The organism is Gemmobacter lutimaris (assembly GCF_003570715.1).
In the GTDB taxonomy this organism is placed as follows: Bacteria; Pseudomonadota; Alphaproteobacteria; order Rhodobacterales; family Rhodobacteraceae; genus Gemmobacter; species Gemmobacter lutimaris.
Map to the genome: position 1 here is coordinate 1 of NZ_QXXQ01000017.1, position 22,602 is coordinate 22,602.

General features: G+C 70.3%; 8 protein-coding genes. All 8 read left to right on the forward strand.

The annotated features are described in order from the left end of the window. Positions 1-4,604, forward strand: a 4,604-nt coding sequence (locus D2N39_RS19525) for a non-ribosomal peptide synthetase (RefSeq protein WP_147373520.1), incomplete at its 5' end; no start/stop codon positions are given. Further along, a complete protein-coding gene (locus D2N39_RS19530) occupies positions 4,601-8,650 on the forward strand; it encodes a non-ribosomal peptide synthetase (RefSeq protein WP_119136465.1) in 4,050 nt (1,349 codons plus the stop codon). The genes D2N39_RS19525 and D2N39_RS19530, both read left to right, overlap by 4 nt. Beyond that, complete coding sequence (locus D2N39_RS19535) at positions 8,647-16,962, forward strand: non-ribosomal peptide synthetase (RefSeq protein ID WP_119136466.1); 8,316 nt, start codon at positions 8,647-8,649, stop codon at positions 16,960-16,962. The genes D2N39_RS19530 and D2N39_RS19535 overlap by 4 nt, the downstream gene beginning before the upstream one ends. Next, a complete protein-coding gene (locus tag D2N39_RS19540; protein ID WP_119136467.1) occupies positions 16,959-18,227 on the forward strand; it encodes a class I SAM-dependent methyltransferase in 1,269 nt (422 codons plus the stop codon). Before D2N39_RS19535 ends, D2N39_RS19540 begins: the two co-directional genes overlap by 4 nt. Continuing rightward, entirely contained in the window at positions 18,224-18,895 is a 672-nt protein-coding gene (locus D2N39_RS19545) for a 4'-phosphopantetheinyl transferase family protein (RefSeq protein ID WP_119136468.1), read from the forward strand. Before D2N39_RS19540 ends, D2N39_RS19545 begins: the two co-directional genes overlap by 4 nt. Then, positions 18,892-20,493, forward strand: coding sequence for a cyclic peptide export ABC transporter (locus D2N39_RS19550; protein ID WP_054301240.1), 1,602 nt, complete (start codon positions 18,892-18,894; stop codon positions 20,491-20,493). The genes D2N39_RS19545 and D2N39_RS19550 overlap by 4 nt, the downstream gene beginning before the upstream one ends. Further along, positions 20,493-21,224: a thioesterase II family protein gene (locus D2N39_RS19555; RefSeq protein ID WP_119136469.1), complete on the forward strand. Its 732-nt coding sequence runs from the start codon at positions 20,493-20,495 to the stop codon at positions 21,222-21,224. Before D2N39_RS19550 ends, D2N39_RS19555 begins: the two co-directional genes overlap by 1 nt. Further along, a complete protein-coding gene (locus tag D2N39_RS19560) occupies positions 21,221-22,585 on the forward strand; it encodes an amidase (protein WP_119136470.1) in 1,365 nt (454 codons plus the stop codon). The genes D2N39_RS19555 and D2N39_RS19560 overlap by 4 nt, the downstream gene beginning before the upstream one ends. Positions 22,586-22,602: the final 17 nt, after the last annotated feature.

The following is a 22,602-nucleotide window of genomic DNA, read 5'->3' on the forward strand; positions in this document are numbered from 1 at the left end:
AATCCCTGACCCCCGCCCCGGTCCTGACCCTCGCCACCCACCCCGCCCCCGAAACGGGCGAGCCCGAAGCCCGCTCCCTCCCCGAAACCCCGCCCGAAACCCGAACAACCCCCCAAAACGCCGCCTACGTCATCTACACCTCAGGCTCCACAGGGAAACCAAAAGGCGTCTGCGTCGAGCACAGGGCGGCGGTGCGGCTGTTTTCCACCACCGGGCCGCTGTTCGGTTTCGATGAAACCGATGTCTGGACGCTGTTCCATTCCTTCGCCTTCGACTTCTCGGTCTGGGAGGTGTTCGGGGCGCTGCTTCATGGCGGGCGGCTTGTCATCGTGCCGCGTGTGGTGACGCGCGATCCGGGTGCCTTTGCGGATCTGATGCTGCGCGAAGGCGTGACGGTGCTGAACCAGACGCCCTCGGCCTTCCAGCAACTGACCGCGCATTGCGCGCGCCAGCCGGTGCCGCCGGCCTTTGCGCTGCGGCATGTGATCTTTGGCGGCGAGGCGCTGAACTGGGCCGCGCTTGCGCCGTGGTTCGCGGCTTACGGGGACCGGCAGCCAAAGCTCGTGAACATGTATGGTATCACCGAGACGACGGTGCATGTGACGCATCTGGAACTGAGCGCCGATCCGGGACGGCCCGCCGACATCGGGGTGGCGCTGCCCGATCTGCAAATCCGGCTGCTGGATACCGGTTTGCAGCCGGTGCCGCCCGGTATTCCGGGCGAGATCTGCGTGGCGGGGCCGGGGGTGACGCGCGGCTATCTGAACCGCGCCGATCTGACGGCCGATCGCTTCGTGCCCGATCCCTGGGGCGCGCCGGGCAGCCGGATGTATCGTTCGGGCGATGTGGCGCGGCAGCGGGCGGATGGCGGCTTCGACTATGTCGGGCGGGCCGACGCGCAGGTAAAGCTGCGCGGGTTCCGTATCGAGACGGGCGAGATCGAGGCGGCGCTGGCGGCTTTGCCAGGCATCGCGGCGGCCTGTGTGCGGCTGCGGGGAGACCGGCTGGTGGCCTGGCTGGCGAGTGGCACGCCGCAAGAGCCGTTGGCCCTGCGCATGGCGTTGGCGCGCGATCTGCCCGATTACATGCTGCCCGCCGCCTTCGTGGTGCTGCCGGACCTGCCGCTGACCACCAATGGCAAGGTGAATGTGGCGGCGCTGCCGGACCCCGAGCCTGCGGCGGCAGAGCCGGGTTTCGTGCCGCCCGAGGGTGCGGCGGAACAGGCTTTGGCCGCGATCTGGGCCGAGGTTCTGGGGCGCGAGTCTGTGGGTGCGCTGGACAATTTCTTTGCCAGCGGCGGCGATTCCATGCGGGCGGTGACTCTGGCCGCCCGCGCGGCAGAGGCGGGGCTGCCCGTCACGGTCGAAGCGATCTTCCGTCACCAGACCCTGCGTGGACTGGCGGGTGCCGTGGGCCGCGCGGCGCCGGTGGCGGCGTATCTGCCGCCCGCCGATCTGCCCGCGCATCTGGAAACCGCATGGCCGATGACGCGGCTGCAACTGGGGATGCTGTTCCATGGTGAGGTGGCGGCCGAGGCGGCGGTGTATCATGACGTCTTCAGCTTCCGCCTGAATCTGGGTTGGGACGAGCCCGCTTTCCGCGCCGCGCTGGGGGCGCTTGCCGTGCGGCATCCGGTATTGCGCAGCAGCTTTGACCTGCATGGGGCGGACGGGCCGATGCAGCAGGTGCACCGGGAGGTCGCGCTGCCGCTGGTGGTCAGCGATCTGTCGGGCATGGCGGAGCCTGACGCCGAAGCCGCGATTGCGGCGGATATTGCCGCCGAAAAGGCGCGGCCATTCGCGATCAGCGCCCCACCCCTGCTGCGCCTGATGATGCATCTGCGCGGGGCTGCGGATGTGCAGATCACGCTCGGGTTCCACCATGCCATTCTGGACGGGTGGAGCGTGGCCGCCATGCAGGTGGAGCTGATGCAGCTTTGGCAGCAGGCGCGCGCCGGTCAGATCGCAGGGCTGCCGCCTTTGGCGGCGACCCCGGCGCTGGCGGCGGTGGCGGAACAGGCGGCGTTGCGCGCGCCCGGGGCGCGGGCCTTCTGGGCGGCGCTGCTGGAGGATGCCGAGGTGCTGCGCCTGCCGCCGCCCGCCCCGGATGCGCCGCCGGGCCGGGTGGGGCTGCGCTTCGGGCCGGAGGTTCTGGCTGATCTGCGCGCGCTGGCCGACCGGCTGGGCCTGCCGCTGCGCAGCCTGTTGCTGACCGCGCATCTGAAGATGCTGGCGCTTTGGGGCGGGACCGCGGATGTGGTGTCCGGCCTCGTGACCCATACACGGCCCGAGGCGCGCGATGCCGAAAAGATGCTGGGCCTGTTCCTCAATACCCTGCCGGTCCGGCTGCGGCTCGGGCAGGAAAGCTGGCAGGATCTGGCCCGCGCGACCTTCGCGGCCGAAGTGGATCTGGCGGCGCATCGCCATTACCCGCTGGCCGCCATCGTAGAGGCGAATGGCCATGTGCCGCCCTTCGATGTGATGTTCAATTTCATTCATTTCCATGTGCAGGACGCGCTGGCCGGCATGGCCGGGGTCGATGGCACGCCCGCGCTGCGCGGCATGACGGCTTTCGAGGCGACGAATTTCGCGCTCGGGGTGCATGCGGTGCTGGGAGGCGACGGGCTGGTGGTGGATTTCGCCCATGATCCGGCGCGGCTTGACGCCGGTCTGGCGGGTCGGATGGCCGAAAGCTATGGCGCGATCCTGCGGGCCATGCTGGCCGATCCGGCCGCGCCGCATCGCGTGGCGGCGCTGATCCCGGCAGAGGACCGGGCGTTGCTGGCCCGGTGGAACCGGACCGAAACGCGCTATCCGCAGGCCGGGCAAACGCTGGTCGGGATCATCGAGGACCGGATTGCCGCGGAAGGCGACCGGACTGCGCTGCGGTTCGGGGGCGAAAGCCTCGGCTTTGCTGCGCTGAATGCGCGGGCCAACCGGCTGGCCCATGCCTTGCGGGCGCGGGGTGTCGGGCCGGACAGCCGCGTCGGGCTGGCGGTGGACCGTTCCTTCGAGATGATGGTGGCGGTGCTGGCGATCCTGAAGGCGGGCGGGGCCTGGGTGCCGCTGCCGCCGGATTATCCGCCCGCGCGGCTGGCGATGATCCTTGAGGATGCGGCGCCGGTTCTGGTGCTGGCACAGCCGCATCTCGCCGATCTGCCGGGGGTGGAGGTCATGCTGATCGGGCCGGAGCACGCGCCGCAAGACATGCCCGACCACAACCCCGAGCCGCTGGCCGGGCCCGAGGATACCGCCTATGTCATCTTCACCTCCGGTTCCACCGGGCGGCCCAAGGGGGTGGCGGTGCCGCATCGGGCCATCGTCAACCGGCTGCTGTGGATGGCGGCGGCCTATGACCTTGGCCCCGGGGACCGGGTGTTGCAGAAAACCCCGCTGGGCTTTGATGTCTCGGTATGGGAGCTGATCCTGCCGCTGATGACCGGGGCGGTCATGGTCATCGCGGAACCGGAAGGCCACCGCGACCCGGCCTATCTGGAGCGTGTGATCCGCGACGAGGCGGTGACCGCGCTGCATTTCGTGCCACCGATGCTGGAGGCGTTCCTCGACCGTGCGGCGCCGCGCGCGCTGCCCTCGCTGCGCTGCGTGGTCTGTTCGGGGCAGGCGCTGCCACGCGCGACGCAGGCCACCTTCCACCGGGCGCATCCGGGGGTGGGGCTGCATAACCTTTATGGTCCGACCGAGGCGGCGGTGGATGTGACGGCCTGGACCTGTGCGCCCGGGGATGCGGGCGATAAGGTGCCGATCGGCCACGCCATCGCCAATGTGCGGATGTATGTGCTGGATGCCGCGCTGGACCCGGTGCCGCCGGGGGTGGCGGGGCATCTCTATATCGGCGGGGTCGCGCTGGCGCGCGGCTATGTCGGGCGCCCCGATCTGACGGCAGCGGTCTTCCTGCCCGACCCGTTCGGCCCGCCCGGCGCGCGCATGTATCGCACCGGCGATCTGGCGCGCTTCCGCCCCGACGGGGCGCTGGATTACCTTGGCCGGGCCGACGATCAGGTGAAGATCCGTGGCTTCCGGGTGGAGCCGGGCGAGGTAGAGGCCGCCCTGCGCGCGGCGGGGGCCGATCAGGCGGTGGTTCTGGCCGCGCCGGGGCTGGATGGCACGATGCGCCTGCTGGCATGGGTGGCGGGCGATGCACCACCTGACACCCTGCGTGCGGCGCTGGCGCGACATCTGCCCGCGCATATGCTGCCCGAGGCGATCACGCCGCTGGCTGCGCTGCCGGTGACGGCCAATGGCAAGGCGGACCGCAAGGCCCTGCCCATGCCCGAGACGGCCCCCGCCGCCCCGCGCATCGCACCCCGCAGCCCCTCCGAAGCAACCATCGCCGCAATCTGGGCGCGGCTTCTGGGCCAGCCGCAGGTGGGTGTGACCGACAGCTTCTTTGCCATCGGCGGGCATTCCATCCTTGCCCTGCGCCTGCTGGCGGAGCTTCAGCGCGAAACCGGCGTTGTGCTGTCGCTGCGGCTGTTTCTGGCCGATCCCACGGTGGCGGGGCTGGCTGTTGCCATGGATGCGCTGACGGGGCTGACCGCCCCACCCGAAGACGACACTGCCGAGACGGAGACGATCCTGCTATGACCATCGCCGATATTCTGCGCGAGGCCCAGGGGGCCGGGGTCCGCCTCTGGCTGAAGGATGGCGCGCTGGCCGTGACGGCGCGCGGCGGTGTGCCGCCCGCGCTGCTGGAACGGATTCGCGCCCAGAAAGGCCAGATAACCGACTGGCTGGCCCGGCTGGCCGAGGATGCCGCGACGCAGGAAGATGCCATCCTGCCCGGCCCCCCCGTGGCGGCGGAGCCGCTGGCCTTCTCGCAATCGCGGCTCTGGGTGATCGAGCAGATGGAGGCGGCGGCGGGGCTTTACGCCGTGCCCATGGTGCTGGCGGTGACCGGCGCGCTGGACCATGCGGCCTTGGCCCGCGCGGTTTCGGCACTGGTGGAGCGTCACCACGCGCTGCGCACGGTGTTCCGCGAAAGCGACGCCGGCACGCTTCAGCATCTGTTGCCGCCCGCGCCGGTGGACCTGCACTTTACCGATCTGTCACAGGCGGCGGATGCGGCGGCGCAAGTTGCCGCGCTGGGGCAGGCCGAGGCGCGGCACCGCTTCGACCTTGCGGCCGAGCCGAAGCTGCGCGCCCGGCTGGTGCGGCTGGCGGCCGAGGAGCATGTGCTGTTCCTGACGCTGCATCACATCGCCACCGACGGCTGGTCGAACGCGATCCTGCTGGAGGAACTGGCGCAGCTTTACGCGGGTCATGTGCTGCCCGCCCCTGCGGTGCAGTTTGCCGATTACGCGCGCTGGCAGCGCCGCCTGCTGGCACGGCGCGGCGCGGCACTGGCGGATTGGTGGGCCGAAACGCTCGCCGGGGTGCCGGATGTCCACGACCTGCCGACCGACAAGCCGCGCCCGCCGGTTTTGGGCAGCGCGGGCGCGCGGCTGGTGGCGCGGCTCGACCCCGATCTGGCGCAGCGCCTGCGGGCCTTCGCGCGGGCCGAAGGCGTCAGCCTGTTCACCCTGCTGCATGCGGCCCATGTCGCGCTTCTGCACCGCTGGTCGGGGGCCGACGATCTGGTGATCGGCACGCCGGTCGCCGGGCGGGAGCGGGCGGAACTGAAAAGCCTCGTGGGGTTTCTGGTCAATACCGTGCCCCTGCGCGCGCGCCCCGCGCCGGACCTGCCGTTCCGCGCCTTCCTGAAGGATTGCGCCCGCCGCGTGGCCGAGGCGTTTTCGCATCAGGATTTGCCCTTTGAACTGATCGTCGAGCGGCTGAACCCGCCACGCAGCCTGTCCTGCGCGCCGCTGGTGCAATTGGCCTTCTCGCTCAGCCAGCCGGAGCCGGAGGTGCCCGCGCTGCCGCAGGGTCTGCATTTCCGCCCGCTGGACCCCGATCTGACCCCGGCGAAATACGAGGTGTCGCTCGCGGTGCTGGACGGGGCCGATACGATCCATCTGGACTGGACCTATGCCACCGACCTGTTCACCGCCGAAGGGATTTCCCGGCTGAACCGGGGCTTCCTGTCGCTGCTGGAAGGTGTGGCTTCCGCCCCGGAAACGCTCTTGGGCGATCTGCCGGTGGTTTCCCCGGCCGAGGCGGAACGGCTGCTGGATCTGGGCCGGGGCGAGGTGATCGCGCTGGACAATCCCCCCACGCCCTTCCGCCAGTTCGAACACTGGGCGGCTGCCACCCCCGAGGCGCTGGCGCTGATCGACGGCGATTGCCGCCTGACCTATGCCGAGGTGAATGCCGCCGCCAACCGGCTGGCGCGGCATCTGCACCGGCTGGGCCTTGGCCCGGACGATCCGGTCGGCGTGGCCACCGGGCGCTGTGCGGAAATGGTCATTGCGTTGCTGGCGGCGAACAAGGCCGGGGCTGCGCCCGCGCAACTGCCGGTCGATGCCCCGCCGGAACGTCTGCGCCGCATGGTCGAGGATTGCGGGGCAAAGCTGGTGCTGACCACCCGCGCGCGCGCCGAAGGGTTGGGCCTGCCCGATATGCTGGCCATCGACGAGGATGCCGCATGGCGGGCGAACAGCCCCGAAAACCCCGATCTGTCGCAGGGTGAGATTGCCTATATCGTCTTTACCTCGGGCACCACGGGCCAGCCCAAGGGGGCGCTGAACACCCATCTGGGTCTGCATAACCTTTGTCTGTTCCAGACCCGGCTGAGCAAGATCACCCGCCAGTCGCTGCATACCGTTTCCGCCAATCCGGCCTTTGATGCGATCATCTGGGAAATCTGGCCCACGCTGACCGTGGGCGGCACGCTGGGCTTTCAGCCCGATGCGGTGCTGCGCGACCGCGATCTGTTGCAGGCGGCGACCGACCGGCTTCAGCCGACGCATTTCTGGCTGCCCACCGGGCTGATGGAGGCGATGTGCGCCGCCGGGCTGGACCTGCCTGCCTCGGTCGAATGGGTCTCGACCGGCGGCGACCGGCTGCAAGGCTATTGCCTGCCGCGCGACCGGGGGTTGCCGTTGCTGAACATCTATGGCCCCTCCGAAGCCTCGGTCTTTACCGTGCATCACGTCCTTGGCCCGGACGAGATCGGGCCTCCGCCCATCGGGCGGCCGAACAGCAATACCAACTGCTATATCCTCGATGCGCGCGGCCATCTGGTGCCCGAGGGCATCGTGGGAGAATTGTGCCTGTCCGGCCCCTATGTCGGGCCGGGTTATGTGAACCGGCCCGAACTGACGGCGGAACGCTATGTGCCCAATCCTTTCGCCACGCCGGGGCACGAGATCCTCTATCGCACCGGCGATCTGGCGCGCTGGCGGCCCGACGGGCTGATCGACTGTCTGGGGCGCAACGACTTTCAGGTGAAGATCCGGGGTTACCGGATCGAACCGCAGGAGGTGGCGGCCGAATTGCTGCGCCAGCCGGGTATCCGCGCGGCCTTTGTCGATCTGGCTGTGCGCAGCGACAAACGGCTGGTGGCCTTTTGCGTGGCCGCGCCGGGGCAGGACCGTCACAGCCTTCAGGAACGCGCGCAAGCCGCGCTGGCGCAGGTCTTGCCGAGCTACATGCTGCCCGACCGTTTCGTCTGGCTGGATGACCTGCCGCTGACCGAACGCGGCAAGGTGGATCGCCGCGCGCTGGCGGCGGTGGATGGCGGCGGGCCGCGTCAGGTGAATACCGCCAGCCCGCGCGATGTGACCGAGCACCGGCTTTACGACATCTGGTCGGGGGTTCTGCTGCATCCCGACATCGGCCTGCGCGACAATTTCTTCGACATTGGCGGCAATTCCCTGTCGGCCATCAAGACCGTGCACCAGATCAACGCGGCCTTCGGCACGACGCTGGCCACGACCGAGATCATCGCCCACCCCACCATCGAGGCGCTGGCCGCGCTGATCCGGGGCGGCAAGGGGCGGTCACATTCGGTCAATCCGGTCTGCTTCCGGCCCGGCGACGGGCAGGCGAATGTGATCTGCATTCACCCGGCGGGCGGCACGGCCTACGGCTATCTGTCGCTGGCACGGGTCTTGCCCGCGGATCTGGGCGTCTGGGGGGTGCAGTCGGTCGGCGTGGACCCGGACGAGTCCTTCCTGCCCGACATCGGCGCCATGGCCGATCATTATATCGGGCTGGTCGAACATCTGCTGGACAGGCCCTGTGTGCTGACCGGCGCCTCTTTCGGCGGTTTCGTCGCCTATGAGATGGTGCGGCGGCTGGAACAGCGCGGCATCACCCATGTCACCGCCGTTCTGCTGGATGCGATGGGCACCGACGATCCTTCCGTGCGGGAGGATACCCGCACCTCGGACGCGGCAGAATTCCGCCAGAAGCTGATCACCTATAACGGCATGTATCCGGGCATCGAGGACGCACAGGTCACGCAGTATCACGCGCTTTACAACCACAACACGCTGTGTTCGCGTCAGTGGGAGTTCAAGCCCACGCGCGGGCGTGTCGTGCTGGTGCAGGCCATCGACGGGCGCAACCGGATGCAACTGCGGCTGCTGCGGTTCTTCTGGCAGTTGCGGGCGCAGGGGCCGTTCCTGTTCAAGGTCACCGGCGGCGATCATTCCACCCTGCTGGAAGGTGCCGATGTGGAACGGATCGGGCGGATCATCGTGCAGGTTCTGGACGGGCGGCTGCTGCCGCCGGAGGGGATGAAATGAGCGCGCTGGTTCTTGCCTTCCGCGAAAACGTGGCCCGCGCGCCGGGGCATCCGGCCATTCTGGGCGGCCCGGATTATGCGGCGCTGGATGCGGCATCCGACAATTTCGCCCGCCATCTCTGCGCGGAAGGGCTGCGGCCGGGGCAGGTGGTGGCGCTGCGCATGGCGCGGTCCACCCGGCTGGTCATCGCCATTCTGGGTGTGTTGAAGGCGGGCGGCGTGGTCTTTCCGGTCGGCACCGCGCAGCCGCCCGCGCGTCTGGCGATGCTGCTGGAGGAAGCGGCCGCCACGCTGGTGCTGACCGATGCCGGGCTGGCACCGCTGCCGCAAGGCGCCTGGCGGGGGATGGAAGCTGCGGACTTTGACGCGCCTGCCGGGGATCTGCCCCTGCCGGCGCTGACCCGCGATCCGGGGCAGGCGGCCTTCCTGTTTCACAGCTCCGGCACCACCGGGCGGCCCAAGGTCATGGCCATTGCCGAACCCGGCCTGCTGCGCATGGCACGGCAGCCGGACTATTGCGAGATCGGCCCGCAGTCGCGGGTGGCGCATCTGGCAAATCCCGCCTTCGACGCGCTGAGCTTCGAGATCTGGGGCGCGCTGCTGAACGGGGCGACTCTGGTGCCTTTCAATGCGGCCGAAGTGCTGGACCTCGACCGTTTCGCGGCGCGGCTGGTGGCGGACGGGGTGACGACGGCGTTCCTCACCACCTCGTATTTCAACCTTCTGGCCAGCGAAAAGCCCGAGGCTCTGCTGGGGCTGCGCGATGTGCTGTTCGGGGGCGAGCAGGCGAATGCCGGGCTGCTGCACCGGCTGCTGGCGGCGCATCCGGCGACCCAATGCCGGTTGACCAATTGCTATGGCCCGACGGAATGCACCACTTTCGCGCTGTGGCACCGCATTGACCCGGCGCTTTGGGCACGGGCGGATCATCCGGCCAGTGTGCCGGTGGGGCGCCCGCTGCGCGAAACCACGGTTGCGATCCTGAGCGATACGCGCCACCCCGTGCCAGAAGGGGACTGGGGCGAAATCTGGCTGGGCGGTTCGGGCCTGTCTCTGGGCTATGCTGGCCGGGCCGAGGAAACGGCGGCGCGGTTCCGGCCGGGGCCAGACGGCTCGCGGCTGTTCCGCACCGGCGATCAGGGCCGGATCGTGGCGGGGCTTGTGGAATGCGGCGGGCGGCTGGACGATCAGGTGAAGCTGCGGGGCCAGCGGATCGAACTGCCGGAAATCGAGGCGCAGCTTCTGGCCGTGCCGGGCGTGGAACAGGCCGCCGTGCTGCTGGAGGAGGCGCAGCTTGTGGCCCATGTCGCGGCCCCCGGCCAGACTGCGGCCTGGTTGCGGCTGGCGCTGGCCGAACGGCTGCCCGGTTATATGCTGCCCGCCCGGATTGCGCTGCATGACCGGCTGCCGCTGACCGAGAACGGCAAGACCGACCGCGCCGCCCTGCGCGCCCTGCCGCTGCCCGAGGGGCTCAGCTTCGTGGCGCAGGGCGGCGACAGCCTGTCGGCGGCGCGGCTGATGCTGCGCCTGCGGGCCGAGGGGCGCGCGGTTGACCTGTCCGACCTGTTGTCCGACCGCCCGCTGGAGGCGGTTCTGGCAGAGGCCCGCCCGGTCGAGGCGGAGCCGCTGCCCGCGCCGCAAGAGGATTACCCCGCCGCTGCGGAACAGCGCAGGCTCTGGCTGATGCAGCAGGTTTTGCCCGGCTCCACCGCCTATTCCATCCCGCTGCGGTTCGATTTCGCCGGGGCCATCGACGAACCGGCAATGCAGGCGGCGCTGAATGCGCTGCTGGCGCGCCATGCCGCGCTGCGTTCAGTCTTTGTTGAAACCGGGGCCGGGCTGCGGGTCCGCATCGCGCCGCCGCGCGCCGTTGCGCTGGAACAGGTGGCTGAGGCCGAGGCGTTCTTCGCCCGGCCCTTCGATCTGGCCGAAGGCTGTCTGCTGCGTGCGGGGGTGTCGGGGCGAAGCCTGCTGCTGTGCCTGCATCATATCGTCGTCGATGGCGCGGGGCTGAACCTGTTGCTGGCCGATCTGGCGGCGCTCTATCGCGGCGAGGTGCCTAAGGCGGCGCCGGGCGATTATTCCGCCTATCCGGCGCTTCAGGCCGCACGGCAGGCCAGCACGGATTACGCCGCGATGCGCAAGGCGCGCGTGACCGGACTTTTGGCCGCGCCAGAGCCCGAGGCGGACGCCTTCTATGCGCCCGAGGGTGCGACGGGCCGGATGCTGGGCTTCGATCTGTCGCCCGAACTGACCCACCGCCTGAAGGCGCTGGCCGCGCGGCGGGGGCAGACGCTGTTTTCCCTGCTGCTGGCGGGCTTTGCCCTGTGCCAATGGCGCATGGGGCTGGGGCGGCATCTGTCCATCGGCCTGCCGGTCGGCCTGCGCCCGCCGGGGTTCGACACGACGGTGGGGATGTTCGTCAACACCCAGCTTTGCCGCTTTTGCATCGACCCCGGGGCCGCGACCGGCGACTGGCTGACCTCGGCGGAGGCGGAGGTCGCGGCAATGCGCGCGGCGCATGACCTCGCCTATGACCATCTGGTCGAGGATCTGCGGGCAGCCGGGCAGCGTGGCGGGCTGTTCGACACGATGTTCGCGCTGGAAAACACCGAATACCGCCTGCCCGGCGTGCAGGCGCGCTTCCGCTACCCCGAAAAGGTGGTGCCGCGCTTCCCGTTGACCTTGTTCGTGACGCCCGAGGGTGCGGGCGAGGGTGCCGGGATGTCGTGCCAGATCGAGCATGACCTGACGCGCTTCGACCACGATTTCGCGCGGCAGATGGCGCAGGTCTATCCCGAGGTGCTGGCGGCACTGGTGGACCTGCCCGCGCGGCTGGAGGATCTGCGACCCGCGCAAGACCTGCTGGCCCGGATCGAGGCCGACCGCCGCGCCGATCCGCAGGCGATTGCCGCGTCCCATGGGGCGGAACGGATCAGCCGCGCGGCGCTGGACCTGCGGGTGCAGGGGATTGCGGCACGGTTGCAGGCGGCGGGCGTGCGGCCCGGCGATCTGGTCGGCGTGTCCTTGCGGCCGGGGATCGGGCTGCTGGCCGCGGTTCTTGGCATCCTGCGCGCGGGCGCGGCCTATGTGCCGCTGGATCCGGATTACCCCGCCGACCGGCTGGCCATCGCCATCGAGGATACCGGCCTTGCCCATGTCATCACCGACGGCGCGGCGGCGCTGCCCGCCCATGTGACGCGCCATCCGCCCGAAGGCAGCGGCACCGCGCCGCTGCCCGCGTTCGACCCCGACCGCATCGCCTATGTCATCTTCACCTCGGGGTCTACCGGGCGGCCCAAGGGTGTGCCGATCCCGCATCGCGGGCTGGGCAATTACCTCGATCACGTTGCGGCGGCCTATTTCGGCTCTGGCCCGCTGGGGGCGGGGGTGGTCAGCACCTCGCTGAATTTCGACGCCACGGTGACCTCGCTTCTGGGGCCGCTGGCCGCCGGGCGGCGGGTCGATGTGCTGGCGGGGGAACTGATCCCGGCGCTGGCGGCGCTGGCCTTCGGGGCGGAGCCGCTGTTGTTCAAGGTCACGCCCGCCCATGTCGCCGCCTTATTGGCGCACGGGCAGGGGCGGCAGGCCGACACGCCGCATCTGTTCATCGTCGGGGGCGAGCAACTGCCCGCGCCGACGGTCGGGCGGCTGCTGGATCTGCTGCCGGCTGCGCGGGTGGTCAACGAATATGGGCCGACCGAAACCGTGGTGGGCTGTGCGGTGGCCTGGGCGGAAAGGGGCAGCGTCCCCGAACATGGCGGCGCCATGGTGATCGGCCGCGCCATCCGGGGCATGCGCCTGTCGGTCCGCCGCGCGGATGGCAGCCCGGCGGCATGGGGGGAAACCGGCGAGCTGGTGATCGGCGGGATCGGCGTCGCGCCGGGTTATCTGCATCGCCCGGACCTCAGCGCCGAACGCTTCCGCCCTGATGCGGCGGGCGAGATCAGCTATCATACCGGCGACCGGGCGCTGCGGCTGCCCTCGGGCGATCTGGTGTTTCTGGGCCGCAATGACGACCAGATCAAGCTCAAGGGCTATCGGATCGAGCCGGGCGAGATCGAGGCCGCGATCCTGCATCGCCCGGATGTCGCGGCGGCGGCCGTGGTGGTGCGGGGCGAGCATCTGCTGGCCTATATCGCACCCGAAGGGGTGGATCTTGCGGCGCTGGAGGCGCATCTGGCGGCGACGCTCCCCGCCCATATGCGGCCTGCGCGTCTGATCGCCTGCGCGGCACTGCCGCTGTCGCCCTCGGGCAAGGTGGACCGTGCGGCGCTGCCCGCGCCGGAAGTGGCGCAGCCTGTTGCCAAGGCGCCCGCCACGCAGACGCTGGCGCATCTGTCACAGGTCTTTGCCGAGGTGCTGGGGCAGGAGATCCCGCCTGACCTGCATTTCTTCGATGCAGGCGCCGGTTCGCTGGCGCTGATGCGGGTGCATGGGCTGCTGCGGGATGTGGCGCCCGATCTGGCCATGGTGGATTTCTTCCGCTTCCCGACGCTTGCGGACCTCGCCGCCCATATCGACCAGACGGCGGCGCCAGTGGCGCCCGCGCCGGTGCTGCGTGCGCGGGCCGAGGGGCGTATCGCGATCATCGGCATGGCAGTCGGCCTGCCGGGGGCCGCCGATCTGGCCGCCTTTGCCGCGCTGATCCGCTCGGGCGCCGAGGCGATCCGCGTCGCGCCCTCTGACCGGCCCGGCCATGTGAATGCGGTTTCCATGCTGGACCGCCCGGCCGGGTTCGACCCCGGCTGTTTCGGGCTGAGCCCGCGCGACGCCCTGTTGATGGACCCGCAGCAACGCCAGTTGCTGATGGGTGCGGTGCAGGCGCTGGATCATGCCGGGATCGACCCGGCCCTTGCGGGGCTGGTCGGGCTTGTGCTTTCCAGCAGCGAAAGCAGCTATTACCGCGCCCTGCTGCGCGATACCGCGCATGGCATCGGCGATGCGGCGCTGGCGATGATCCATGAGAAGGACTTCCTCGCCACCCGCATCGCGCATCTTCTGGGCCTGCATGGCCCGGCGCTGACCGTGCAGACCGCCTGTTCCAGCTCGCTCGTCGCGGTGCATCAGGCCTGTGGCCTGTTGCGCAATGGCGAGGCCGAGGTCTGTATCGCGGGCGGCGTGGCCGTCGATCTGGAGGCGGCGGCGGGCTATTCCTGGCAGGAGGGGCATATCCATTCCGCCGATGGCCATTGCGCGCCCTTCTCGGATCAGGCGAAGGGCACGGTTCCGGCAAGCGGCTGGGGCCTTCTGGTGCTGAAACCGCTGGCGGCGGCCGAGGCGGCGGGCGACCGCATCCTTGGCGTGATCGAGGGCAGCGCCATCAACAATGACGGGCGGCGCAAGGCCGGTTTCGCCGCGCCTTCGGTGCAGGGCCAGCAGGCGGTGATTGCGGCGGCACTGGCGGCGGCGGGGGCCGGGCCATCCGACATCGGCTATGTCGAGGCGCATGGCACCGCCACGGCACTTGGCGACCCGATCGAGGTCGAGGCGCTGGCAGGGGTATTCACCGGACAACCGGCCGGGGCCATCGGTCTGGGTTCGGTCAAAAGCCAGATCGGCCATCTGGGGGCCGGGGCCGGGGTCGCGGGGCTGATCCGCGCGGTTCTGGGCCGGATGCAGGGCAGCCTGCCGCCGACCCATGGCTTTGCCGCGCCGCATCCGGCGCTGGATTTCGCGCGCCTGCCTTTCGCCGTGGCGCGTCACCTGCGCCCATGGCCTGCGGATCGCCCGCTGGCCGGGGTGTCGAGCTTTGGCATCGGCGGCACCAATGCGCATGTCGTGCTTGGCCCGGCGCCGGAACGGCGGCCCGCCGTGCCGTCGCCCCTGCATCTGCTGTGCCTTGCCGCGCATTCCGAAACCGCGCTGCGGGCGCGGATGATGGCGGTGGCCGATCACCTCGCCGGGGGGGGCGATCTGGCGGCCGTGGCGGCGGGGCTGCGGCGTGGGCTGCGCGATGGCCTGCCGTGGCGCGCGGCGGTCGTCGCGGATACGGCAGATGCCGCGGTGGCGGGGCTGGATCTGGCGCAGCCCCGGCGCGTTACCGACTGGTCCGGCGCGGTGCCGCAGACGGTCGAAGCTCTGGCACGCGCCTGGGTCGAGGGGATGCCGACCCGGCATCTGCCCCCGGCGGCGGGTATCGCGGCCTGGGATCTGCCGCCCTATGCTTTCGACCTGACGGATTACATCCATCCCGCGCTGTCGGGCGAGGCTTCGCCCGCGCGGCTGCCTTTCGAGGATTGGTTCCTGCAACCCGTCTGGCGGCGCTGCGCCGCCGTGCCCGTTGCGGCAAAGCGGCCGGTTTGCCGGCCGGGCACCCCGTTGCCCGAGGCGTCCGAACTGGTGCTGGATCTGCGCGACAGCCCCGATCCGGCCTCGGCGCTGCTGGCCCTGCTGGGGGCCGAGGGGCGGCGCCTGCGCGACGCGGGGAGGATGCTCTGGGTTCTGGTCAGCGAGGCTTTCGGGCCAGAGGGCACCACCGATCCCGACCGCGCGATGCTGGCCGGGCTGATGCGGGCGGCGGCGGCGGAACTGCCGGGGTTGCGGCTGGGTCTGGTGGATGGGGCGGCGCCCGATCTGCTGCCCCCCGCCGATCCCGCGCCTTTCCGCCAGATCGCCCTGCGCGGGGGCCGCCTGTTCGAGGCAGCGCTGATGCCCACCGAAACACCACCTGAAGCCGACCTGCCGCCGGGGCTTTATCTGATGACCGGCGGCAGTGGCGGCATGGCCAGCGCCATGGCCGAGACGCTGACCACCGATCCGGGGCGCGAGGTCTGGCTGCTGTCGCGGCGCGGAACCGGGGTTCAGGGCCCGCGCATCCGGCATATCGCGGCGGATGTGACCGATGACACCGCCATGGCCGCGCTCGCCGCCGATCTGGCGGGGCAGGGGCGGCGCCTTGCCGGGGTGATCCATGCCGCCGGTCTGGCCGGGGGCCGCGCGCTGCCGCTGTTGCAGCCCGAGGCTTTCGCCACGACGCTGGCGCCCAAACGCGACGGTGCGCGGGCGATCCTTCGGCATCTGGCGCCGCTGACCGACGGGTTCATCCTGCTTTGCAGCTCGCTTTCCGCGCAGCGGCCCGCGCCGGGGCAGGCGGATTATGCCGCCGCGAATGCCTGGCTGGACGGGCTTGCCGACAGCCAGCCGGGGGGGGCAGGGCCAAAGGTGATCTCGGTCGGCTGGCCGGCCTGGCAGGGCACTGGCATGTCGGCGCGGCTGGAAGGTCGCATGGCCGATCTGGCCGGGCGGCTGGAGGCGGGGGCGATCTCGGTCGGGGAGGGCATGCAGGTGCTGCGCCGCGCCGTGGCGCTTGGCCTGCCGCACCTGATGGTGGCGCCGCTGCCGCCCGACCTGCCCATGCTGCTGGACCCCGAGCCGCCGCGCGCGCCTGCCGCGCCCGATCTGGCGCAGATCTTCGCCGGGTTCCTCGGGGTCGATCGCGTCGATCCCGAGGCCTCTTTCTTCGATCTGGGCGGGGATTCCCTGCTGGCGCTCGATCTGCTGGACGCGGTGGAGCAACAATTGGGCACGAAGCCGCCCGCCGCGCTGTTGTCGGGGCGGTTGAGCCTGCGCGATCTGGCGGCGGCATTGGCCCCGTCGGAAGCTGTGCCCGGCGCGCCCATATGCCTGCGGCCCGGTGCGGCGCCGCCGCTGGTTCTGCTGCATCCGGTGGGCGGCGATGTCGCCTCTTACCGCGCGCTGGCACAGGCGATGCGGGGGGGCGCGGCGATGCTGGCGCTGGATGATCCGGCTTTCCACAGCGCCGAGCTACCGGAAGCCACCCTGCGCGAACAGGCCAGCGCGCTGCTGGCGCGGCTGCCTGACGGGCCGGTCTGGCTCGGCGGCTGGTCCTATGGCGGGGTGCTGGCCTGCGAAATGGCGGCGCAGGCGCCTGACCGCGTGCTGGGCCTTGCCCTGATCGACCCGCCGTCCCCGCATCAGGCCGACCGGCCGGAGGAGGGCGATTTTCTGGCCGAGATCACCCATCGCCGTGCGCTTGGCCTGGCAGACGGGGAAGAGCCCGCGGCGCAGCCCTATCTTCAGGCGCTGTCCCGCGTCTGGGCGCGCAATGTCCGGGCGCTGGCCAGCCATGTGCCGGGGGCGCCGCTGCATTGCCCGGCCCGGCTGTGGCTGGCGGAAGGGCAGGGCCAGATCGCCCTGCGCCGCGCGGCGTGGGAGGCGCTGCTGCCCGGCCTTGCCACTACGGTTCTGCCCGGCGATCACTTCTCGATCCTTCAGGGGACAGGCGCCGGGACGCTGGCCGAAGGGATTGCGCAACTGATGACGACAGCCAGCAGGAGTGCGGCAGAATGACCGGGCATCTGTCCTTCAATGCGGCCGACAACCTTGATGCCGCCGAAATCGACCGGATCAACGCCGAATTCTACGGCCGCTTCAACTATCCTTGGCGCGCGCTGAGCCTGACCGGCCATGCCGACCCCACCTTCGCCCCGCGCTTTCTGTGTCAGGAGGCCGGGGATTTCGACGGCGCGGCGCTGCCCCCGGACGGCGAGATCTGGGTGGCGGGCTGCGGCACCAATCAGGCGGTGATCACGGCGCTCCGCTTTCCGGGCGCGCGGGTGCTGGGCACCGATCTTTCGGCGCGGTCGCTGGCGCTGGCCGAGGCTTCGGCCCGCGATCTGGGGCTGACCAACCTTCGGCTGGAACAGGCGAGCCTGAACGATGCCCCGCATGAAGCGCGTTTTGACCATGTGATCTGCACCGGCGTCATCCATCACAATGCCGACCCGGCGCAACCGCTGGCACGGCTGGCGCGGGCGCTGAAGCCGGGCGGCGTGATGGAGCTGATGGTCTACAATTACTATCACCGCATCCAGACCACCGCCTTTCAGAAGGCGATCCGCCTGCTTTCCGGGGCCGGGGGGCGCGGCGGGCTGATCGAGGCGGAACTGCCGATGGCGCAGGAAATGGTGGCGGATTTTCCGCTGCCCGGCACCATGGCCGATTTCCTTGCCGCGCAGCGGGGACTGCCGGAACCGGCGGTGGCGGATTCGTTGCTTCAGCCGGTGGAATTCAGCTATTCCGTCGAAACCCTTGCCGCGCTTTGTGCCGGGGCAGGGCTGGTGCTGTGGCAGCCTTGCGTGAATCAGTTCGACCGGCTGTCGGGCCAGTTCGGATGGGAGCCGCCGCTGACCGGCGCCTCTGCCGCAGCCTTCAACCGGCTGCCGGATCTGGAACGCTGGCAGGTGGCGAACCTGCTGATGCAGGAGCGGTCGCCGATGCTGTGGTTCTACATCGGCCACGGGCCGAAGCGCCGCACGCGGGCCGAGGTGAATGCAGATTTCCTGCGTCGCAGCTTTGCCCCGGCGCGGTGCGAGGTGGTGTCGCATGTGTTGGGGGCGGAGGGGCATTATCAGCCCAGCCCGCGCCGCGCCGCGCTGCCCGCCCCGGCGCTGCCCGCCGATCCGCAGGCGCGGGCGGTTTATCTGGCCTGTGACGGGCAGCGCAGCATGGCCGAGGTGCTGGCCGGTCTGGGGCCGATGCCCGATGAAGCCGGGCTGACCCGGCTGCGCCAGATGCTGACAACCCCGGCCTTTCCCTATCTGCTGGCCACATGACGCGCATTGCCCTTTCCTCCGACGCGCCCTTCGCGCTGCCCGGCCTGATCTGGGCGGAACTGCCGCTGGATGCGCTGCCGCCCGATCCGCAGGGGCTGACGGTCACCACCGATCCGGGCGGGGCGTTCCGGATTGCGCTGCCGGACGACCTGCGGCCTGCCGTGGCGAAACGGCGGCGCGAGTTTCTGGCCGGGCGGCTGGCGGCGGCGCAGGCGCTGCGGCGGCTCGAGGCGGCGGAGCATGTTGGCCGTTCCGACCGCGCCCCGGTCTGGCCCCCCGGTGTCGCCGGGTCGATCAGCCATGATGACCGACGCGCCGTGGCGGTCGTCTCGCGCCACTATCGCCAGTTGGGGGTGGATTGCGAACAGCCGATCCCCGAAACAGAGGCGCCCGCGCTGGCGCGGCAGATCCTCGCCCCCGGCGATACCGCCGCACGGCCTGCGGGCCTTGGCTTCGCCGCCTTCCTGACCCTCGTCTTTTCCGCCAAGGAAGCCTTTTACAAGGCGGTGGCGGCCGAGGTCGGCCGGATGCTGGAATTTCACGAAGTCACGGTGGCGGGCATGGCTGCCGACCGGCTGCATCTGGCCTTTGGCGGCGATGTCAGCGATGTTCGGTGGCATCTGGGCCCTGCGGGCTGCACCACCCTTTGCGCAAGGAACCCGGCATGAACCGCCTGCTGTCCACCCTGTTCCGCGCCGCGCCGGGCGGGGCCGCGCTTTCGGTGCTGGCAAGCCTTGCCAGCGGGGCCGGCGCCGCGATCATGGCCATCGTCATCAGCCGCGCGCTGGAGGCCGAAAGCCGCAGCCTTGCGCTTGCCGTCGCCTTCTTTACCGCCGCCGCCGTGCATTTCAGCCTGCGTGTGCTGTCCGAGGTCTGGCTGATCCGGCTGGCGCAGAAGGTGCTGCTGGACCTGCGGCTGACGCTGGCGCGGCGCCTGCTGGCGACCCCGCAGATCCGCTTGCAGGAAATCGGGCGGCAACCGCTGCTGACCATCCTGACCCGCGACATGGACAGTTTCGTCGGCGCAGTGCAGCTTGTGCCGCTGCTGATCGGCAACCTGCTGCTGATCCTTGGCTGCTTCGGCTATCTCGCCTGGGTGGACTGGCAGATCTGCGCGGCGGTCTTTGCCTGCCTTCTGGTCGGGGCCAGCCTGTTCAAACTGGCCGAGCGGCGCCCGATCGCCCGCATCTTCCGCCTGCGAGAGGAAATCGACCAGCTTTACATCCGCCAGCGCGCGCTGATCGAGGGCGCGAAAGAGCTGCAACTGAACAGCCCGCGCGGCGCGCATTACATCGACCGGGTGATCGGCCCTGCCGCCGCCGGGGTGGCGCGCAGCTATGTGGGCGCGATGTCGGCCTATATCTGGGTGGTGAACATCGGCAACAGCCTGTTCTATCTGGTCATCGGGGTCGTGCTGTTCCTGATGCCGGGGCTGACCGGACGCGACATGCTGCCTGCGGTGCTGCTCATGCTCTATCTCGTGCGGCCGGTCAGCGAGGTGATGATCAGCCTGCCCGCCCTGCGGCAATCCGCCGTGGCGCTGGAACGCATCGAACAGCTTTCCGCCGATCTGGACCCGGCCGCGACGCTTCCGCCGCCGATGCCGGTGCAGGATCACATCGCGCTGCGCGGCGTGACCCACAGCTATGCGCGGGACTCCGAGGACGGGGTGTTCACGCTCGGCCCCATCGACCTGACGCTGCGGCGGGGCGAGGTGGTGTTTCTGGTCGGTGGCAATGGCAGCGGCAAGACCACGCTGGCGATGCTGCTGTGCGGGCTTTACCACCCCGAGGGCGGCGGTATCGCGGTGGATGGCCAGCCGGTGACCGAGGCCACGCTTGCCAGCTATCGGCAGGCGTTTTCGGCGGTCTTTGCCGATTTCCACCTGTTCGAGCAATTGCCGGGCAGCGACGACCCGGGAATGGAGGCAAAGGCCCGCAGCCTGATCGCGGATCTGCGCATGGCGCACAAGGTGACGGTGCGGAACGGATGCCTCAGCACCACCGATCTTTCGACGGGGCAGCGCAAGCGGCTTGCGCTGGTCTCGGCCTATCTGGAGGACCGGCCGGTCTATCTGTTCGACGAATGGGCCGCCGATCAGGACCCGGTGTTCAAGGCGGTATTCTATACCGAACTGCTGCCCGAGCTGAAGGCACGCGGCAAGGCGGTGCTGGTCATCACCCATGACGACGCCTATTTCGGCTGCGCCGACCGGGTGGTGAAGCTGGCCGATGGCCGGATCGTCACCGATGCGGAGGGCGCGTGATGGCCTCGCCCTGGCTTCTGGAGATTGCCAAGCCGCAGGCGCGGCGCAGGCTCTACCTCTTTCCCTATCTGGGCGGCAATCCGGCGGCTTTCGTGGGCTGGTCGGCGGCGCTGGGGCCTGACATCGCGCTTTCCGTCGTCAACCTGCCGGGCCGCGGGCTGCGGCTGAAGGAGCCACCGCTGACCGAGATGCGCCCCGCCGCCATGCAGATCGCGGCCGCCATCGCCAGTGATGCGGGGGCGGCGGAGTTCGCCTTTTTCGGGCATTCCATGGGCGCGGTTCTGGCCTTCGAGGTCTTGCGCATCTGCACCATGATGCAGTTGCGCCGCCCCGGTCTGATGGTCGCCTCCGGCTGTCGCTGGCCCGGCGCGCTGGACCGCGACGACCTGCACCTGCTGGACGATGCGCAGTTCCGGGACCGGCTGGCCGGGCTGGGCGGCACCCCGCCCGAGGTGCTGGGCAATGCCGAGATGATGCGGCTGCTCACCCCGATGCTGCGCGCCGATTTCGCCATGCTGAACGGCTACAGCTACCGCGCCATGCCGCGCCTGCCGGTGCCGATCCATGCTTTCGCTGCGCCGGACGACCCGGAGGTGCCCGCCGAAACCGTGCCGCGCTGGCTGGAAGAAAGCACCGAGCCGGGCGCGGTGCACTGGTTTTCCGGCGGGCATTTCTTTCTGCATGATACGGCTATGACCGTCCCGGCCCGCCTGAGGGAGTTGTGGGGATGAACGGCGGCTTCGATCAACTGGCCAGCTCGGCCCGCGCGGCGGGCGACCGGCTGCTGCATGCCCGACCGATGGTGGCGCGGCAGGCAGGGCTGGCGCATCTGGTCGCGCTGGTCACGCCCGCACCGGCGGAGGGCGAAGGCCCCGATGGCCCGCTGTTCGGTGTGCCGGTCACGGTCAAGGACAGCTATGAAACCGCCGGGCTGCGCACCACGGCCAGCCATCCGCCGCTGGCCGGTCACATCCCCGCGCGCGACGCGGCGCTGGTGGCGCGGCTGCGGGCCAGCGGCGCGGTGATCCTTGGCAAGACCAACCTGTCGCAGCTTTGCGGCGACATCCAATGCGCCAGCCCGGTTTTCGGCACCGCCCTGAACCCGTGGGACACGACCCGCACCCCCGGCGGCAGCAGCGGGGGCGGGGCGGTGGCGGTGCTGACCGGCCTGTCACGGCTGGATCTGGGCAGCGATCTGGCCGGATCGCTGCGCATTCCGGCAGCTTTCTGCGGGGTGGCCGCGCTGAAAGCGGGGCCGGAGGTCTTTGACATGGCGGGCCATATCCCGCCGCTGGAGGGCGCCGCGCCGCCGCCGTTCCAAAGCGGCGGCTTCCTCACCCGCGATTGCGCCGATCTGGCCGCCGGTTTCGCCGCCCTGTCCGGCCAGCCAGCCGCAACCGCCCCGCAAGGTCCGCTGCGGCTGGGACTGGTGACCGGCGCACCGCTGCCGCTGTGCCCGCGCACGCAACAGGCGATGCGCCGCGCGACCGAATGGCTGGCGGAGGAGGGCGCGCAGACCCGCCCCGCGCCGCTGGATTTTCGCACCGCCTGGCAGGGTTATGGCGGGTTGCTCATGGCCGCCGCCGCGCCGCATCTGCGCGGCTGGCAAAGGCTGGCGCTGCGGTTGCTGGCGCTGGCCGCACCGCGTCGCCCGCTGCGGCAGGCCCTGTTGCGCGGGCTGGCCGGGATACCGGCGGGGCAGGCCGAAGCCGCGCGCGAGGCCACGGTTGCCGCCATCGACCGGCATCTGGAAACCACCGATGCGCTGCTATGCCCGGTGACCGCCGTAACCGCCTTCGCGCAACTGCCGCCACCCCGCCTGCCACTGGCGCAGCGCAGTATCCCGGCCGGGACGCATCGCATCCCCTATCAGGAGGCCGGTATCGGCTTCACCACGCCGTTCTCGCTGTCCGGTCATCCGGTCGTCGTGATCCCGGTCGATCTGGTCGATGGCCTGCCGGTTGGCCTCCAGATCATTGGCCGCCGGGGGGCCGAGGCCGCGCTGATCGCGCTGGCGGCCCGGATCGAGGCGGTGTTTGATCGTCACCGCCCGCCGCTGTGGCAGCAATGGCAAACCCGTTTCCCCCAATAGAACCGCAAGGAGTTGCA

What these genes read in the sequence shown, in the direction of transcription:
- D2N39_RS19530 (WP_119136465.1), top strand. Translation starts at nt 4,601, where the DNA reads ATGACCATCGCCGATATTCTGCGCGAGGCCCAGGGGGCCGGGGTCCGC.
- D2N39_RS19535 (WP_119136466.1), top strand. Translation starts at nt 8,647, where the DNA reads ATGAGCGCGCTGGTTCTTGCCTTCCGCGAAAACGTGGCCCGCGCGCCG.
- D2N39_RS19540 (WP_119136467.1), top strand. Translation starts at nt 16,959, where the DNA reads ATGACCGGGCATCTGTCCTTCAATGCGGCCGACAACCTTGATGCCGCC.
- D2N39_RS19545 (WP_119136468.1), top strand. Translation starts at nt 18,224, where the DNA reads ATGACGCGCATTGCCCTTTCCTCCGACGCGCCCTTCGCGCTGCCCGGC.
- D2N39_RS19550 (WP_054301240.1), top strand. Translation starts at nt 18,892, where the DNA reads ATGAACCGCCTGCTGTCCACCCTGTTCCGCGCCGCGCCGGGCGGGGCC.
- D2N39_RS19555 (WP_119136469.1), top strand. Translation starts at nt 20,493, where the DNA reads ATGGCCTCGCCCTGGCTTCTGGAGATTGCCAAGCCGCAGGCGCGGCGC.
- D2N39_RS19560 (WP_119136470.1), top strand. Translation starts at nt 21,221, where the DNA reads ATGAACGGCGGCTTCGATCAACTGGCCAGCTCGGCCCGCGCGGCGGGC.